Source organism: Lentilactobacillus rapi DSM 19907 = JCM 15042 (genome assembly GCF_001436255.1).
Taxonomy (GTDB): domain Bacteria; phylum Bacillota; class Bacilli; order Lactobacillales; family Lactobacillaceae; genus Lentilactobacillus; species Lentilactobacillus rapi.
Genome location: NZ_AZEI01000076.1, coordinates 195202 through 211602, shown reverse-complemented (window position 1 = coordinate 211602; position 16401 = coordinate 195202). Strand labels below are relative to the sequence as shown.

Sequence of the window (16401 nt, the reverse complement as noted above, 5' to 3'; positions counted from 1 at the left end):
TAATGGAAACAATGCGGGTTGAAGGATTAACCAAAACGTATGGTGAAAAAACGCTTTTTGATAATCTCAGTTTTATGATCAATGAACATGATCGAATCGGGTTGATTGGAACAAACGGAAGTGGCAAAACATCGCTTTTGAATGCAATTTCTGGAATGGATCATGATTCGACTGGCGATATCATTACTTCCAAGTCGTATACGATCGGCTATTTGACCCAGGATCCCGAACTTGATGACAATTTATCAATAATGGATGCCGTTTTTTCGGGTTCACAGAAGGTTTACCAAACAATCAGAAATTATGAAAATACGTTGAAAGAATACTCTGCCCATCCAGAAGATGAAGCAGCAGAAAAGCGTTATACCAAGGCTGAAGCTCGAATGAATGAAGAAGATGCTTGGAACGCTCAAAGTGATGTTAAAACGATTTTGACTCAGTTAAAAATCGATGATTATAACCAAAAAGTTGGTGAACTTTCCGGTGGCCAGCGCCGTCGTGTCGGGTTGGCTCAGGTGTTGATTCAATCGCCCGATCTTCTGTTGCTGGATGAACCGACTAACCATTTGGACTTTGACTCCATTGACTGGTTGCAAAACTACTTGGCTGGTTATAAAGGCTCCTTGATTGTTGTGACCCATGATCGATATTTTCTGGATCAGGTTGCGAACAAAATTTGGGAACTGTCATTTGGTAAGCTCTATGAATACGAGGGTAACTATCAAGATTATGTTGCTCAAAAAGCCACGCGGGTACAGGGAGAAATTGACGCTCAACATAAAACCCAGCAGCTTTATAAGTCAGAATTAGCTTGGATGAAGACCGGTGCGAAAGCCCGTTCTACCAAACAACAAGCTCGAATTAATCGGTTTAATGATCTCAAGGAAAATGTGAATACGCTTAAGCTTGATCAGGACGTTGATATTTCCCTTGGCCAAACTCGACTGGGTAAGGAAGTTATCAAGATGAAGGATGCCAACTTGAGTATTGGCGGTCAAACCATCCTGAAGGACTTTAATATCCTGGTTCAGCCCAACGAACGGATCGGAATCAGCGGTGAGAACGGCGCTGGGAAGACCAGTTTACTGAATGTCATTGCCGGGCGACTGAAACTGGATTCGGGCATCATAAAGATTGGCGAAACGGTTAAAATGGCGTATTATACCCAGTTAACGGAACCGATTCCAGAAGATAAGCGGGTGATTAGCTACTTAAATGAAATTGGTCAGCAAGTCACTGACAAGAATGGCCAAAAAATCAGTGTGACTGAACTTTTGGAGCAATTTTTATTTCCAAGATTTATGCATGGGACGCTGATTCGGAAATTATCCGGTGGTGAAAAGCGGCGTCTTTACCTGCTGAAATTATTGATGCAGCAACCAAATGTTTTGTTGTTGGATGAGCCAACCAATGATTTGGACATCGCAACTCTGACCGTGCTGGAAGACTATATTTCTAAATTTCAAGGAACGGTCATTACCGTTTCTCACGACCGTTATTTCTTGGATAAAGTAGCCGATCGATTATTGATATTTGATGGTGATGGCGTCATTGAAGAACATCGTGGCCGGTTTACGGATTATTTAGCTCACAAACGCCAGTCCGTAAAAAAAGAAACCAGTCAAGCTAAATCTGTTTCGGTTAAAGAAAAAGCGCCGGATTCCGCTGAGAATTCCGGTGATAACGACAAAAAGAAAAAATTAACGTATGCTGAACAACTCGAGTACGGTCATATTGAGAAGGATATTGATACTCTGGAAGGCCAACAGTCTGAGATCGAAAAGCAGATGCAGTCCAACGGCAGTGATTACGACAAGCTTGCCGATTTGCAAGCGCAAAAGGATAAATTAGAAGCAGAAATCGATCAAAAGATCAAACGTTGGGAATACCTGAGTGAATATGCTGAATAACCATTTAAAAGGAGAATTATCATGTTAGAAGATGCCTATCTGAACCTCGAAAAGTATGTTTTGGAAAATGGTCACAAAAAATCCGATCGAACCCACACAGGTACTTTGAGTACTTTTGGGTACCAAATGCGTTTTGATCTTTCTGAGGGATTCCCGTTACTGACCACAAAAAAAGTGCCATTCGGCTTAATTAAGAGTGAACTGTTATGGTTCTTAAAGGGTGGCACAAATATTCGGTTCTTATTACAACACAAGAATCATATTTGGGATGAATGGCCATTTCAAAACTACGTTCAATCTGCTGATTATCAAGGCCCAGACATGACCGACTTCTCTCATCGGGCCCTCAAGGATCCTGAATTTAACAAAGTATATAAGGAACAGATGAATTTGTTTTGTCAAAAAATTCTTGACGATGAAGACTTTGCCAACAAATACGGCGATCTTGGCTTGATTTATGGGAGTCAATGGCGTGCTTGGAAGACTTCGAAGGGCCAAACCATTGATCAAATTCAAAACGTGATTGATTTGATCAAGAATCATCCTGATTCCAGAAGAATGATTGTTTCCGCCTGGAATCCAGAGGACGTGCCTTCAATGGCTTTACCCCCTTGTCATACAATGTTCCAGTTTTATGTCGTTGATGGCAAATTAAGCTGTCAGCTTTACCAGCGTTCAGGCGATATCTTTATTGGGGTCCCGTTTAATATTGCCAGTTACGCGCTTTTAACGTCCTTAATCGCTCGCGAATGTGGTCTGGAAGTTGGTGATTTTGTTCATACGCTTGGAGATGCCCATATTTATTCCAACCACATTGAACAGGTAAAGGAACAATTAACCCGGAAACCACATGATGCCCCACAATTATGGTTAAATCCGGAGAAAAAACATCTTGACGATTTCACAATGAGCGATATTAAAGTTAAGAACTATGATCCATATCCCAAAATTAAAGCGCCAGTGGCCGTTTAGGAGGCTCAATCAATGATTTCTTATATTTGGGCAGAAGATGCCAACGGTTTGATTGGTACCAAAGGTGGGCTCCCTTGGCATTTGGCTGACGATATGAAATATTTTAAGAATACAACGATGGGGCACCCGATCATTTCAGGTGCCAATACGTTTCGGAGTTACAATCGACCGCTGCCAGGACGACAAAACATCGTTGTCTCTCGAAAAACTGATTTTCCAGCGGGGGTTTTGGTGATTTCCTCAATTTCTGAGTTATGTGAAATGATTGATCAAAATCCAAATGAGAATTATTTTGTGACCGGTGGCGCCAATATTTTTTCTCAATTATTAGACAAAGTTGATCGATTATATCGAACCAAGATTGACCATTCCTTTACGGGAGATACCTACATGCCTGAAATTAATTACACGGACTTCAAGCTAGCCAAGTCAGTCGATGGCATTGTGAATGAAAAGAATCCGTTTCCACACACGTTCGAAGTTTATGATCGAAAAGCTTAATTGAACAAAAATGATCATGTAAGTTAACAAAAAACTTTGATATAATTGTCTTTGAGTAACAAAACGATTATCAATTTTGTAAAGAAACGAGTGGCGTAAATGGCAAAAGTAAAAATTGTGACGGACTCATCTGCTCAATTATCCGATGAGGAAGTTAAACAATATGATATTACAATTGTTCCCCTAACAGTCATGATCGATGGCACGGTCTATGTTGAACGTGACACAATCAACAATGAACAGTTTGTTCCTAAAATGATGGCAGCCAAGGATCTTCCCAAGACCAGTCAACCGCCTGTTGGTAAGTTCATTGAAGCGTTTGACGAGGCTGGAAAAGACGGCAGCCAAGTTCTTTGTATTGATATGCTGGAGGCCATCAGCGGAACGGTCCACGCTGCAGAACAGGCTGCAACGTTGAGCAAGAGTGATGTAACGGTCGTTGACAGTACTTTTACTGATCGGGGCTTGAGCTTTCAAGTTCTTGAAGCTGCTAAGCTTGCCCAAGAAGGGGCCGACCGTGATACAATCGTAAAGCAAATTAACAAAGTTCGGGATAATACCAAACTTTATCTTTGTGTAATGACGCTTGACAATATTGTCAAAGGTGGCCGGCTTCACCCGATTGCTGGAGCAATTACCAATTTCTTAAATTTAAAATTAGGACTAGAAGTTGCTGATGGCAAATTGAAGGTTATTTCAAAGGGACGGGGTGATAAGTCACTTCGAAAATTCTTTGGCAAAGTTCTCGATGAAATGAAGAATACCAAGGCACTTCAAATGATCGGAATTTCTTATGTAACCGAAACCGATGTGTTACGGGAAACGGTTCAACAATTAAAAGAACTCTTTCCTAATGTGCCGTTATTTTACCGAACGACTTCTCCAATTATTGCGACCCATGTTGGCCAAGGTGGATTTGCCTTGATTTATTATAGTGATCCAGATTAAAATAGCTTCGTTATGCGAGAAGGGCTGAGACGAGAATGTGATGTCGATGCTCTCTTTTATATTGTCAGTACTTTGACGACAGGGGGTGCCCGTTGGTGAAAAAAAGAAGTCATAAACTGAGGTACTTGCTCATGATCATTGCGGTCATTGTTGTGGCAGCTGTCGGTTATGTGGCATACAATCAATACCAGAACCGACCGCCAAAGCAGGTTAAATTAACGGCAGTTGGCGATTCACTGACCCAAGGGGTTGGCGATCCAAATAACCGTGGTGGGTATACGTACATGATCACAAACAAAGTGAATCGGAATAATCCTCACGTTCACATGTCCAGCGCTAATTTTGGCATATCCGGGGAAACAACCGATCAAATTGATCATCGCGTCATGACTTCAAAAAAATTGCGAACGAGTTTAAGCCATGCAGATGTGATCACAGTGACAACCGGTGGGAACGATCTGCTGCACTTTTTAAAACAAAATGTGACCGATCCCAGTGACCATAAACTTGATTCAAAGCTCGCTCATTACCGAGCCACATACAGTAAGCGGGTTACGCGACTATTTAATCATATTCGCCAGCTTAACCCGCACTCACCAATCTTTGTCTTTGGAATCTATAATCCGGTGTACGTCTATTTCCCTCAAGTTTCCTTCATCAGCCGAGCCGTTGCCCAAAATAATTCCGCAACCCAAGCTGTCGTTAATCATCAATCACGGATTTACTTCATTCCAATCAATAAGCGGATGTCTGATGGCCAGTTTAAAACGGTTCAATCCCGTGAACGATTACGAAAACGAGCTCATGTGATTGGAAACGGCCACTATGACGCGACACAAATTGAGGCATTATTAAGCGGGCAAACAGCACAATCGAATGCTTACTTGTCAACGGATGATCATTTCCATCCAAATACGAAGGGTTACCGAATCATGACCAATTTGCTATATAAACAACTGGTTGACCATACAGACTGGGCGAAGGGATGATTAATTTTTATGCAGAAATCTAGAACCAAGAATAAACGGCGAAATCCGTGGAAAGTTGCCTTTATATCACTTACCGGACTCATTGTCTTGGCAGCTGTTGCCCTGATGGTGATTGTTCACATGCCGTCCAAGGCTGACAATACGTTTAATAATGAAGCCAAAAATACCGGAACGACGCCGATTTCAGTGCAACTTAACAAGGACCAGTTGAACACCTTATCAGATTATTATCTTGACAAGCTTCAAGATGGCAGTGATAATGCCAAGTATCATTTTGAAGTGGCTGACCAAGGGATCGTATACGGGTCAATGAAGCTCTTGGGAAGTGCGGTTGACTTTACGGTTTTCTTTACCCCAAAGGTTCTCTCAAACGGCAATGTTGAATTGCATGCCACTAAATTAGCGTTAGGTCGATTTCCGGTTCCCATCAGCTTTGTTTTGACATACGTTAAAAATGCTTACGAACTGCCCAAATGGGTTCAATTGGTGCCTAAAAAGAAGCTCATTCGACTGGACATCAATCATATGACCAAGCATGGCCTCAACTATAGTGCCCAAACAATTGATATGAAGGGCAAAGGAAAATTTGTATTTAAAATTATTTTGCCAAAACAGTAAGGAGTATTGAATTTTGAACAAAACCTTTTACCAGTTTTTGATGACTCAGCGCAATCCAGGTAGTACAGATCCAATCGCGGAATTTGCCAATAACGCCTTTTTCGATCAGTCGTTTCCCAAACAACTGGATGAATTTGATTCACTTTCAAAATATTTGGAAGAAAATGCGTCGTATTTACCCAATATGGAAATATTTGATGAGGTTTGGAAAATGTATGAAGAAAGCATGTAGGAAGTGAAAATATGGCAATAACAATTCAATGGTTCCCTGGACATATGGCAAAAGCAATTCGCCAGTTTGAAGAGAATCTTTCATTAGTCGACATTGTGTTTGAAATTCTTGATGCCCGGATTCCTTATTCATCACAAAATCCCGAAATTAAACGGATCAGCGCTGATAAGCCGCACTTGTTCATTATGACAAAGCGAGATCTTGCTGAGCCTGAAATGACGGCCAGGTGGTTGAAGTATTTCAAAGATAACGACCAACCAGCAATTGCGATTGATGCTAAAACGCAATTTGGGATTAATAATGTTATTTCAGTCATCTCACCGATTTTAAGAGATAAATTACAGCGAGAGCAGGATAAGGGCATGAAAAAGCGGCCAATCCGGGCGATCAGTGTCGGCGTTCCAAATGTCGGCAAATCAACTGTTTTAAATCGATTAGTCAATCGCCGGGCAGCTCAAGTCGGGAATCGTCCTGGCGTTACCAAAGGGCAACAATGGTTGAAATCTGGCAATAAGTTAGAACTCTTGGATACACCAGGGATTTTGTGGCCAAAATTTTCTAGTCAAGAAGTTGCCAATAAGCTGGCCCTAACTGGCGCTATTAAGGACAGCGTTTTTCATAGTGATGATATTGCGTTGTTTGCCTTAAAACTGTTCCGGGTTTCACAACCTGACCAACTCCAACAACGGTATCACTTAAATGATGAGGACTTGCAGTTGTCTGATGTTGATTTGCTATTGAAGATTACGGCTAAAATTGGCATGCGCGATGATTATGAACGAGCTTCCAATCGGATCATTCAAGATATCCGGTCTGGTAAAGTTGGCCCTTATACATTGGATACTCCAGAAATGGTGGCAACAGAAAACAATGACGATCACAGAAATTAAAACATTACTGGCGGCGATCACGAATCCTGATGACCAACGAATTGCCCAATTCATGACTGACCCAAGGAAAGGCGTTCAACAAGCCGTTCAAAGCACCCAAAAAAGGCTGGCCCGCCAACAGGAGCACTTGGCCGCTTTTCATCAACGGTTTCGCTATGAGCACCAGTTCTGGCAGCGTGGGGTTGAATATGTTGCCGGTGTCGATGAAGTCGGCCGCGGCCCACTTGCTGGACCAGTGGTCGCCTGCGCAGCCATTCTCCCGCATGATTTCGATCTCATTGCGGTCAATGATTCCAAACAGCTTTCTCCTGTTATGCGAGAAAAATTGGCACCGCTGATTTGCCGAGAAGCATTAAGCATCGGGATTGGGGTTGTTGATAATATTGGAATCGATCAGATGAATATTTATGAAGCGACTCGAGTGGCAATGAAGCAGGCGGTTAACCAACTTAATCCGCAGCCCAACGAAATTATCGTTGATGCCATGCAGATTGCCGTGCCAATTCATCAAACCAGATTGATTAAGGGGGATGCAAAAAGTATTAGTGTTTCTGCTGCAAGCATTGTGGCTAAAGTTTATCGGGATGAGTTAATGGCACAATTTGCCAAACAGTATCCGGAATATGACTTCGAACATAATGCTGGTTACGGAACCGCTAAACATTTGGCGGCCCTTAAAAAATTTGGTCCAACCCCCATCCACCGAATGACTTTTTCACCAGTTCAAAAAAATTCGAAATAATGACTCCCTTTTACGTATTTATTCTTAAAAGGGGAGAATTTAGATGCTGTTAAGGGATTATTTATTACGACTTCATTTGTGTAAGGGAATTGGAATTGTGGGTAAGGCAAAGGTTTATGAGTGGCTTTCTCAAGAAATATGGGATGACCAGCATCTGCCAGTTGTTGACCATTTACTGGCCATTGCAGGGATTCAAGATCGAAATATTGCAGCTTTTTGCGCCAGCTATCAACAAATGATGACGGATGATCAACTGGTCGATCAGTTAGTTGACGGCGAAAACTGGTTGGCAATTTGCGATCCGAGTTACCCTGAAATTCTCAGAGAAGCTTACAGTGCACCAATTGTGCTATTTTATCGTGGTCACCTTGAATTGATTAATGGCGAGTTATTAGGAATTGTGGGTGCCAGAGAGGCCACCCATTACTCGACTGAAGTCTTAAAACAGTTGATTCCTGGTAAGATTTCAAATAAAATGACAATTGTGTCAGGGCTCGCCAAGGGTGTTGATAAACTTGCTCACCAATGTGCAATTGCAAACCAAGGCCGCACGATTGCGGTTATTGGAACTGGATTGGACATTGCTTATCCAAGTGCAAACAAATATTTACAAGAGCAAATTGCCCGGGACCATTTACTGCTAAGTGAATATCCTAATCAAACTCGTGGCTTTCGAAACCATTTTCCCGAGCGCAATCGTATCATTGCCGGACTGGTGCAAAGTGTCCTCGTGACTGAGGCTAAGCATCATTCTGGCAGTCTGATCACAGCCAATTTAGCGTTGCAAAATAATCGAAATGTTCTCGCAGTTCCCGGACCGATCAATAGTAGATTGTCGGTTGGAACTAATGAATTAATTGCGGCTGGGGCCAATCCAATTCTGTGTGCTGATGATATCTTGGAAGAATTCATTAGTTGACACTCAAAAACACTTGCAATATGATATGGTAGATTTGTGCAGATAATTTAAACGCTTAACTAATAAATAAGAAGTAATGTTGAAAGGAGAACACATGGCTACTACAACGAAACCTAAAGCCAAGAGTAAAGCAAAACGAAGGTCCCCTAAAAAGACCTTGGTGATTGTTGAATCTCCTGCGAAAGCCAAGACGATTGAAAAATATCTTGGCCGTTCTTACAAAGTTGTTGCCAGTAAGGGTCACGTTCGTGATTTACCCAAGAGTAAAATGGGTGTCGATATTGATCACGACTATGAACCCCATTATATTTCGATTCGAGGAAAAGGCGACACGATTAAAGAGTTACGTTCTGCTGCAAAGAAGGCAAAAAAAGTCTACCTGGCAGCCGATCCGGATCGTGAAGGTGAATCGATTGCGTGGCATTTGTCACACATCCTAGATTTGGACCCGAAAGAAGACAATCGGGTTGTGTTTAATGAAATTACCAAAGATGCCGTGAAGGAATCCTTTAAGCATCCCCGCAACATTGACATGAATTTGGTTGATGCCCAGCAAGCTCGTCGAGTACTCGATCGACTAGTTGGTTACTCTATTTCACCGTTATTGTGGCAAAAGGTAAAGAAGGGCTTAAGTGCCGGCCGGGTTCAGTCAATTGCGCTTTGGTTAATCATTCAACGGGAAAATGAAATTAAAAACTTCACCCCTGAAGAGTACTGGTCAATTGACTCTGAATTTAAAAAGGGGCGGAGTAAAAAGTTCAAGGCGAGTTTTTATGGCCTGAACGGTAAAAAGCATGATTTGCCTAATAATGACGCGGTTCAAGACGTGATGAAGCGCCTTGATCCAAAAGGTGACTTTGATATTACCAAAGTGACCCGTCGTGAACGCAAGCGTCAACCGCAACCGCCATTTACCACAAGTACAATGCAACAAGAAGCTAACCGGAAGTTGAATTACCGAACTCGTAAAACGATGATGGCGGCTCAGCAGTTGTATGAAGGCATTAATATTGGTAAAGAAGGCAGCCAGGGCCTTATTACCTATATGCGGACGGATTCAACTCGAATTTCGATCATTGCCAAGCATGAAGCTTCTACTTTCCTGCATGAGAAGTACGGAGCGGAGTATGCTGCTACCAAGCCAATCAAGGGCAAGCTACCTGAAGGTGCTCAAGATGCCCATGAGGCAATTCGTCCCACTTCAGTTTTCAGAACGCCTGCCAGCTTGAAAAAATACCTAACTAAAGATCAGTTTAGATTGTACCAACTTATCTGGTCTCGCTTCATGGCTAGCCAAATGACACCGGCAATTATGGATACAATGGCTGTCACTATTGAACAAAATGGGGTTACTTTTAAAGCTAACGGTTCAAAGATGAAGTTTGATGGTTTCTTGAAGGTTTACGGCGATGGCAAAGAAAAGGATAATCTTTTACCAGATTTGGAAACGGGTGATCAAGTCAAACTGGTTAACAGCAATCCTGATCAGCATTTTACTCAGCCACCTGCAAGGTATAGTGAAGCGAACTTGATCAAAGCCCTCGAAGAAAAGGGCGTTGGTCGGCCATCAACTTACTCACCAACCATTGATACGATTCAACGACGTTATTATGTTAAAGAAGTTGGCAGAAGATTTGAACCGACTGAATTAGGCGAGATTGTTAACAAGATTATCGTGGAATATTTCCCAGATATTGTTAACATTGACTTTACTGCCAATTTAGAAGGTAAGCTTGACCAAGTTGAAGAGGGCAAGGAAAACTGGATTAAGTTAGTTGATAAATTCTACCGACCATTTTCAACCGAGGTCGAATCAGCCACAAAGAATATGGAAAAAGTTCAGATTAAAGATGAACCAGCCGGCTTTAACTGTGAAATCTGTGGCGCCCCAATGGTGATCAAAATGGGCCGTTACGGTAAGTTTTATGCCTGTTCCCGATTCCCGGACTGTCGAAACACGAAAGCAATTGTTAAAGAAATCGGCGTGATCTGTCCAAAGTGTCACGAAGGCCAGGTCATTGAGCGGAAATCTAAACGTCATCGAATTTTCTATGGCTGTTCCCGATTCCCAGATTGTGATTTTGTTTCTTGGGATAAACCAGTTGGCCGAGATTGTCCAAAGGATGGGCACTTCTTAGTCGAGAAGAAGGTCAAGGGCGGCACTCAAGTTGTCTGCCCAAATGGTGACTATGAAGAACCTGCTCAAAAGTAGGGAGTTTCTATAGAGACCCAATTTGGCCTCGAAATGCATTGTCAAACTATATTATCCAAGTCCAATGAGGTTGTTCAAAATAGCAACCTCTTTTTTGATCATTTTTAGTAATACGCTTACATCCAATTAGGTGTAAGATGATTATCAAGAGAGCTATTAAGGAGGCTTCATCATGTTTGCATCAAAACATAGTAGTTGTACAACCATCTTGGTTGGTAAAAATGCCAGCTATGATGGTTCGACGTTAATTGCCAGGAATGAAGACGCTGGCGAAGCGGTTCATCCGAAAAAATTCGTTGTCATCCATCACGAAGACCAACCAAGTGAGTATCATTCAAAATTATCCAAATTTTCGATTCAATTGCCCGATAATCCGGTTCGCTACACGTCAGTGCCAGATGCTGCGGTCGACGAAGGCGTTTGGGGTGAAGCAGGTGTCAATGCCCATAATGTTGCAATGAGTGCCACCGAAACGATTACCACAAATTCGCGGGTTCTAGGAGCTGACCCCTTGGTTAAGAACGGCCTGGGTGAGGAAGATTTATTGACGATCACGTTGCCATACATCAGTTCAGCCAGAGACGGTGTCGAACGCGTTGGCAGCCTACTTAAGAAATATGGGACCTATGAATCAAATGGAATCATTTTCTCAGATGTCAACGAAATTTGGTACATGGAAACGGCTGGTGGTCATCACTGGGTTGCCCAACGGATTCCAGATGATGCCTACGTGATCGCCCCCAATCAAACTGGAATTCAGGAAGTTAAGTTTGACGACCCTGATAACTTCATGTTTTCTAAGGATTTACTGAAGTTTGTTGAGAAATACCACTTGAATTTAACGAGTAACTTTAACTTCCGAGAGATCTTTGGTTCAGATACCCAGCTTGATCATCATTACAATACCCCTCGTGCCTGGTACGGTCAGCGTTACTTTAATCCTGAATCGGTTAAGGATCTGTCACCAATGAGTAACAAATTGCCATTCATCAATTATGCCGATCGAAAAATCACCATTGAGGACATTAAATTTGTATTGAGTTCTCATTATCAAGATACCCCATACGATCCATTTGCACCTGGAGCTGATTACAAAACCAATCCCTACCGACCAATTGGGTTCAATCGGAATCAAGAACTGTCAATTTTACAGTTACGGCCATATGTTGCTGAAGATCACGCCGCAATTCAATGGTTGGCTTTTGCGGGCAATCCGTTTAATACGATCGTGCCATTTTACACCCATATTCTTGACACACCGGATTGTTATCGCGATACCACGACCACTTTGGATAGCCATAATGCTTATTGGGCAAATCGATTGATTTCGCTAATCGTTGCTGATCATTATCAGGAATTGATGGCAGACGTTGAGGACTTCCAGCTTAAATCATTGGCATATGGGCATCAACGGATCGCAAAGGTGGATAAAGCAGTGAGCGGTAAAAAGGGTGGCGAACTCATGCAAGCTTTGAGTCAGGCAAATGAACGCACCGCCGATCGAATCATGAAAGATACAGAAGAGCTATTAACCAAATTAGTGACTCGAGCAAGTGATAACAGTCGTGGTGCATTTACACGCGAGCACTACTAAAGAAGCTTAAGAAAATTAAAACGGGATCATCAATTCATTGCTTTGAGGCAGTGAGTTGACGATCCCGTTTAGTTTATTTGTGAGATTAAGTCTATAAATTGACATCCTGTTTAAAGTTCAATGGCGATAAATCGGTTGCATTGGTCACCAGATCCGAAATTAAGCTGTTGTAGGCATTCAGTCCTTTCTGGCTGTTTTCAAAGTTAATCTTAGTCAGATAGTCAGCTTGTTCAACATTGGATAACCCGCGAACAACCTTGTCGGCAGCTTGGATTGATTGTTGAAATGCAATTCGCAATTGCTTTTGGGTCTCACTCAGTTTTGGCCCAAATTTCACATAATGTGGATCTACAAGCGTTCCGGCGAGTTTGTAAGTCCAATAGGCCTGATCAGGGGAATAAGAACCAGTGGCATTTTGATATTGCTTAGGGGTGTCAGTGGCGCCAGCGTAAAATGGCACAAACGAACTCTGGGCAGCAACGCCCATGGCCAACCATTGGATACCCGCTGCTGGAGTCGGCATAGAAGGCCGAATTTGGAGGATATGGGCTTCCTGGGTCTTAGCTAGACTAATTGGTCGGAAACGGTGCTTATCAGCTTCAGATCCTTCACCAATTGGATCGTAGGGGGTGCCTTGGTAATGAGACGCTAAAAAGTCTTGAACATCAAAGACACTGAGCTTCCGATTGGCTTGATTTAGGAATGGCATATTCTGGTCAACGGGGGTATGTTGTTGATCTGGTGAGAATAACTTGAGCCCATACCACACTCTGGGAGTATTGTAGTAAGTATCAGAGAGTGTGGCCGTTCCAAAAATCTGACGGAAGTTGAACGTGCTGCCAGTTGGATCTGGATTCAGTTGATGATCTTCAACAAACTGTCGAATATGAGTTGACCAGAGGTAATTTTCTGGATCCTGAAAGTCAATGTATTGAATAGCTGTCTGATTTGCGATCACAGCATAGGAATCGTCAGGAATCTTGACGGCAACCCAATTGTGGCCACCACCAGTTTCCATATACCAGGCTTCGTCTTTATCAGCAAATAAAATACCGTTAGATTCGGAAGTGCCATAATATTCAATGATGCGGCCAAGCCGTTTGACGCCTTCACGGGCAGTTTTGACGTAGGGTAGCACAACGGTAATCATGGCCTCCTCCCCAATTCCGTCCTTCTCAAGCGGATCGGCACCCAGGACGTAGTCGTTCGTGTAGGTACTTTCGGTGGCGCTCATCGCAACTCCGTATTCATTAATCCCGTCTTCTTCAAATAGACCAAATTTAGCGGTCCATTCCGGAGTCGCCGAATATTTTGCCCGAACTTTTGGAAGCGGGAGTTTAAAACCATTATCGTTAGAGGAAAATTCCTGTTCAGTGTCAAATTCTTGATGGGGATGAATGACATAGTTCTTCGGCCATGAAGATTTGCTGTCTTCATTTCGGGCGATCATGATCGACCCATCAATACTGGCATTCTTGCCAACAATCATACTGGTACATGCGGAATAATTTTTAGTTGGAATCATGAGTTATGTCTCCTATCAATACTGAATTCTGTCTGATATATTGTATCATTTTTCAAGTTAAGATGGTGAAATGACTGTTTGGCTTGTGAAATTTAGATTGCGGTCAAAAATAAAATAGGGTATACTTTTTTCAATTTAAAAATTTGGAGGAATCGATATGCCAATTGTTGATATTCATTTAATTGCTGGCCGTTCTCAAGCTCAATTGAAGGGTTTGGTCGAAGATGTTACCGCCGCTGTTGTCAAAAATACTGGTGCGCCAGCTGAACATGTTCACGTTATTTTAAGTGAAATGCAAAAAGATCGTTATAGTGTCGGTGGTGTGTTGAGTAGCGACCAAAAGTAAAAGGTGCCAAACCAAGCGTTTAGAATCCAGATATGAGACCCCAAGGCAGGAATTTTTGACCTTGGGATTTTTGCTGTCTGTCCTTAAGTTTTAATTTCGACTGATCGAAGCACCTCTAAACCGTTTGCTGAAATTCTGGGATCAAAAGGCCGGCATTCTTAATCTCAATACTTTTCGGGTAATCTGCCAAATGTCCAAGCTAATTCTTGTACTTTTCTAAAATTTACAAACGAGTTGGTTTGTCGATCAAGAATATTGTATACTAACTTAAGATGTTACAGTTACGACAAACGCAGGAATAATAAGAATGGAGACCTTTACATGAATGATCAACAATACATAATGTCAATCGATGAGGGGACCACGAGTACCCGGGCGATTCTCTTTAATCATGATGGCGATATCGTTGGTAAATCGCAGCGTGAATTTCATCAGTATTTTCCAAAGTCTGGTTGGGTTGAACATGACGCCAATGAAATTTGGAATGCGGTTCAATCAGTCATTTCTGAAGCCTTAATCAATGCAGATGTGCCACCATACAAAGTTCGCGGAATTGGGGTGACCAATCAGCGTGAAACGACTGTTATTTGGGACAAAAACACTGGCGAACCAATCTATCATGCAATTGTGTGGCAGTCAAAACAAACTGCCGGTTTAGCTGATCAGCTCAAGAATGACGGTTATGATGAGATGATTCATGACAAGACTGGGTTAATCATCGATTCTTATTTCTCTGCGACTAAAATTAAGTGGATCTTGGACAATGTTGATGGCGCCCGCCAAAAAGCCGAAAGTGGTGACCTTTTATTTGGCACGATTGATACTTGGGTTCTTTGGAAATTGACCGGCGGTAAAGTTCATGCGACAGACTATACGAATGCCAGCCGAACAATGCTATTCAACATTCATACACTGCAATGGGATCAAGACATCCTTAAGTTACTTGATATTCCAGCAAGTATGTTGCCCGAGGTTCATTCATCCTCAGAAATTTATGGCTATACTTCAGGTTACTCTTTTGCAGGGGTTCAAGTACCAATTGCCGGAATTGCTGGTGATCAGCAAGCTGCGTTATTCGGGCAGATGGCATTGCAACGTGGAATGATCAAGAATACCTACGGAACCGGTGCTTTTATTGTGATGAACACCGGTGAGGAGCCAACCCTTTCTAAACGTGGCTTATTAACGACAATTGCTTATGGGATTGACGGTAAAGTAAATTACGCCCTTGAAGGTAGTATCTTTGTCGCTGGTTCAGCGATTCAGTGGTTAAGAGATGCGATGGAAATGATCAAAACCTCCCCAGAGTCAGAACAACTTGCAGTCGATGCTAAAACGAGCGATGGCGTTTACGTTGTGCCTGCCTTTACCGGCTTAGGGGCACCCTATTGGGATCAGAATGCCCGGGGTGCGGTATTTGGCTTAACGCGTGGAACAACGAAGAATCAATTCATTAGAGCGACCCTTGAATCCTTAGCATATCAGACTCGGGATGTTGTTGATACAATGGTGAGCGAAACCGGGATTGATTTGAAGGAACTTGCCGTTGATGGTGGGGCAGCTAATAATAACTACCTCATGCAATTTCAGGCAGATATTTTGGGAACGCCAATTCAACGGGCATCAATTGCTGAAACCACAGCTCTTGGCGCAGCATATTTGGCTGGCCTGGCCGTTGGCTTTTGGAGTTCTGTTGATGAAATTAAGGAAACGATCAAGGCTCGAGACGAATTTAAGCCAGACATGGATGATAAGAAGCGAAAGCAACTGTATTCAGGCTGGAAGCGAGCTGTCAATGCAACAATCCAGTTTCATCCAGAAGAAGATTAACTGAAAACCGTTTAATGATTTGAGAACTGAAAGTGTGGCGCCGGGATATGGGTTAATTTCAATCGGCCATCATTAACTTGGATTGCGACTAATCTTTGGATTAATGTTATGCCAAATGACTAATCCCAGAATTTAACGAAAAGGACCAATTATTCCTGATTTTGGAATAGTTA

15 protein-coding genes are annotated in these 16401 nt (G+C 42.4%); 14 read left to right on the top strand and 1 reads right to left on the bottom strand.

Features of this window, described 5'->3' with window-relative positions; genetic code table 11:
- Nucleotides 1-2 precede the first annotated feature (2 nt).
- The 12 genes from FD12_RS09165 to FD12_RS09110 all read left to right on the top strand — a co-directional run bounded on the left by FD12_RS09165 (nt 3) and on the right by FD12_RS09110 (nt 12527).
- Nucleotides 3-1910 (top strand): ABC-F family ATP-binding cassette domain-containing protein, encoded by a 1908-nt coding sequence (locus FD12_RS09165; RefSeq protein WP_056982773.1) that lies wholly within the window; start codon nt 3-5, stop codon nt 1908-1910.
- Between the two features lie 21 nt (nt 1911-1931).
- Nucleotides 1932-2882: a thymidylate synthase gene (locus FD12_RS09160; protein ID WP_056982771.1), complete on the top strand. Its 951-nt coding sequence runs from the start codon at nt 1932-1934 to the stop codon at nt 2880-2882.
- A gap of 12 nt (nt 2883-2894) precedes the next feature.
- Nucleotides 2895-3383, top strand: a complete 489-nt coding sequence (locus tag FD12_RS09155) for a dihydrofolate reductase (protein ID WP_054746622.1) — start codon at nt 2895-2897, stop codon at nt 3381-3383.
- A gap of 99 nt (nt 3384-3482) precedes the next feature.
- Nucleotides 3483-4331, top strand: coding sequence for a DegV family protein (locus tag FD12_RS09150; protein ID WP_056982770.1), 849 nt, complete (start codon nt 3483-3485; stop codon nt 4329-4331).
- A 95-nt stretch (nt 4332-4426) separates the two neighbouring features.
- Nucleotides 4427-5320 carry a GDSL-type esterase/lipase family protein gene (locus FD12_RS09145; RefSeq protein ID WP_225427237.1) on the top strand — a complete coding sequence of 298 codons (894 nt, stop codon included), beginning with the start codon at nt 4427-4429 and terminating at the stop codon, nt 5318-5320.
- A 9-nt stretch (nt 5321-5329) separates the two neighbouring features.
- The gene (locus tag FD12_RS09140; protein ID WP_054746624.1) at nt 5330-5938 is read left to right on the top strand and encodes a YpmS family protein; all 609 of its coding nucleotides are present in this window, start codon (nt 5330-5332) and stop codon (nt 5936-5938) included.
- Between the two features lie 13 nt (nt 5939-5951).
- A complete protein-coding gene (locus tag FD12_RS09135; protein ID WP_054746625.1) occupies nt 5952-6170 on the top strand; it encodes a YozE family protein in 219 nt (72 codons plus the stop codon).
- 11 nt (nt 6171-6181) lie between these two features.
- Nucleotides 6182-7060 (top strand): ribosome biogenesis GTPase YlqF, encoded by an 879-nt coding sequence (gene ylqF / locus FD12_RS09130; protein WP_054746626.1) that lies wholly within the window; start codon nt 6182-6184, stop codon nt 7058-7060.
- Nucleotides 7041-7802, top strand: coding sequence for a ribonuclease HII (locus FD12_RS09125; RefSeq protein WP_056982768.1), 762 nt, complete (start codon nt 7041-7043; stop codon nt 7800-7802). Before ylqF ends, FD12_RS09125 begins: the two co-directional genes overlap by 20 nt.
- A gap of 43 nt (nt 7803-7845) precedes the next feature.
- Nucleotides 7846-8721 (top strand): DNA-processing protein DprA, encoded by an 876-nt coding sequence (gene dprA, locus FD12_RS09120; protein ID WP_054746627.1) that lies wholly within the window; start codon nt 7846-7848, stop codon nt 8719-8721.
- Nucleotides 8722-8815: 94 nt separating this feature from the next.
- Nucleotides 8816-10933: a type I DNA topoisomerase gene (gene topA / locus FD12_RS09115; protein ID WP_056982765.1), complete on the top strand. Its 2118-nt coding sequence runs from the start codon at nt 8816-8818 to the stop codon at nt 10931-10933.
- A gap of 172 nt (nt 10934-11105) precedes the next feature.
- The gene (locus FD12_RS09110) at nt 11106-12527 is read left to right on the top strand and encodes a C69 family dipeptidase (protein ID WP_056982763.1); all 1422 of its coding nucleotides are present in this window, start codon (nt 11106-11108) and stop codon (nt 12525-12527) included.
- Nucleotides 12528-12618: 91 nt separating this feature from the next.
- Here FD12_RS09110 and FD12_RS09105 read toward each other — a convergent pair whose 3' ends face one another.
- Nucleotides 12619-14052: a C69 family dipeptidase gene (locus FD12_RS09105; protein ID WP_054746628.1), complete on the bottom strand. Its 1434-nt coding sequence runs from the start codon at nt 14050-14052 to the stop codon at nt 12619-12621.
- A gap of 157 nt (nt 14053-14209) precedes the next feature.
- On the opposite strand from FD12_RS09105, the gene FD12_RS09100 reads away from it, so the two are divergent.
- Together FD12_RS09100 and glpK are read left to right on the top strand one after the other, a co-directional pair.
- Nucleotides 14210-14398 (top strand): 2-hydroxymuconate tautomerase, encoded by a 189-nt coding sequence (locus tag FD12_RS09100; protein ID WP_054746629.1) that lies wholly within the window; start codon nt 14210-14212, stop codon nt 14396-14398.
- A 321-nt stretch (nt 14399-14719) separates the two neighbouring features.
- Nucleotides 14720-16228 carry a glycerol kinase GlpK gene (glpK, locus tag FD12_RS09095; RefSeq protein WP_054746630.1) on the top strand — a complete coding sequence of 503 codons (1509 nt, stop codon included), beginning with the start codon at nt 14720-14722 and terminating at the stop codon, nt 16226-16228.
- The last annotated feature ends 173 nt before the right edge of the window (nt 16229-16401 follow it).

What these genes read in the sequence shown, in the direction of transcription:
- FD12_RS09165 (WP_056982773.1), top strand. Translation starts at nt 3, where the DNA reads ATGGAAACAATGCGGGTTGAAGGATTAACCAAAACGTATGGTGAAAAA.
- FD12_RS09160 (WP_056982771.1), top strand. Translation starts at nt 1,932, where the DNA reads ATGTTAGAAGATGCCTATCTGAACCTCGAAAAGTATGTTTTGGAAAAT.
- FD12_RS09155 (WP_054746622.1), top strand. Translation starts at nt 2,895, where the DNA reads ATGATTTCTTATATTTGGGCAGAAGATGCCAACGGTTTGATTGGTACC.
- FD12_RS09150 (WP_056982770.1), top strand. Translation starts at nt 3,483, where the DNA reads ATGGCAAAAGTAAAAATTGTGACGGACTCATCTGCTCAATTATCCGAT.
- FD12_RS09140 (WP_054746624.1), top strand. Translation starts at nt 5,330, where the DNA reads ATGCAGAAATCTAGAACCAAGAATAAACGGCGAAATCCGTGGAAAGTT.
- ylqF (WP_054746626.1), top strand. Translation starts at nt 6,182, where the DNA reads ATGGCAATAACAATTCAATGGTTCCCTGGACATATGGCAAAAGCAATT.
- FD12_RS09125 (WP_056982768.1), top strand. Translation starts at nt 7,041, where the DNA reads ATGACGATCACAGAAATTAAAACATTACTGGCGGCGATCACGAATCCT.
- dprA (WP_054746627.1), top strand. Translation starts at nt 7,846, where the DNA reads ATGCTGTTAAGGGATTATTTATTACGACTTCATTTGTGTAAGGGAATT.
- topA (WP_056982765.1), top strand. Translation starts at nt 8,816, where the DNA reads ATGGCTACTACAACGAAACCTAAAGCCAAGAGTAAAGCAAAACGAAGG.
- FD12_RS09110 (WP_056982763.1), top strand. Translation starts at nt 11,106, where the DNA reads ATGTTTGCATCAAAACATAGTAGTTGTACAACCATCTTGGTTGGTAAA.
- FD12_RS09105 (WP_054746628.1), bottom strand. Translation starts at nt 14,052, where the DNA reads ATGATTCCAACTAAAAATTATTCCGCATGTACCAGTATGATTGTTGGC.
- FD12_RS09100 (WP_054746629.1), top strand. Translation starts at nt 14,210, where the DNA reads ATGCCAATTGTTGATATTCATTTAATTGCTGGCCGTTCTCAAGCTCAA.
- glpK (WP_054746630.1), top strand. Translation starts at nt 14,720, where the DNA reads ATGAATGATCAACAATACATAATGTCAATCGATGAGGGGACCACGAGT.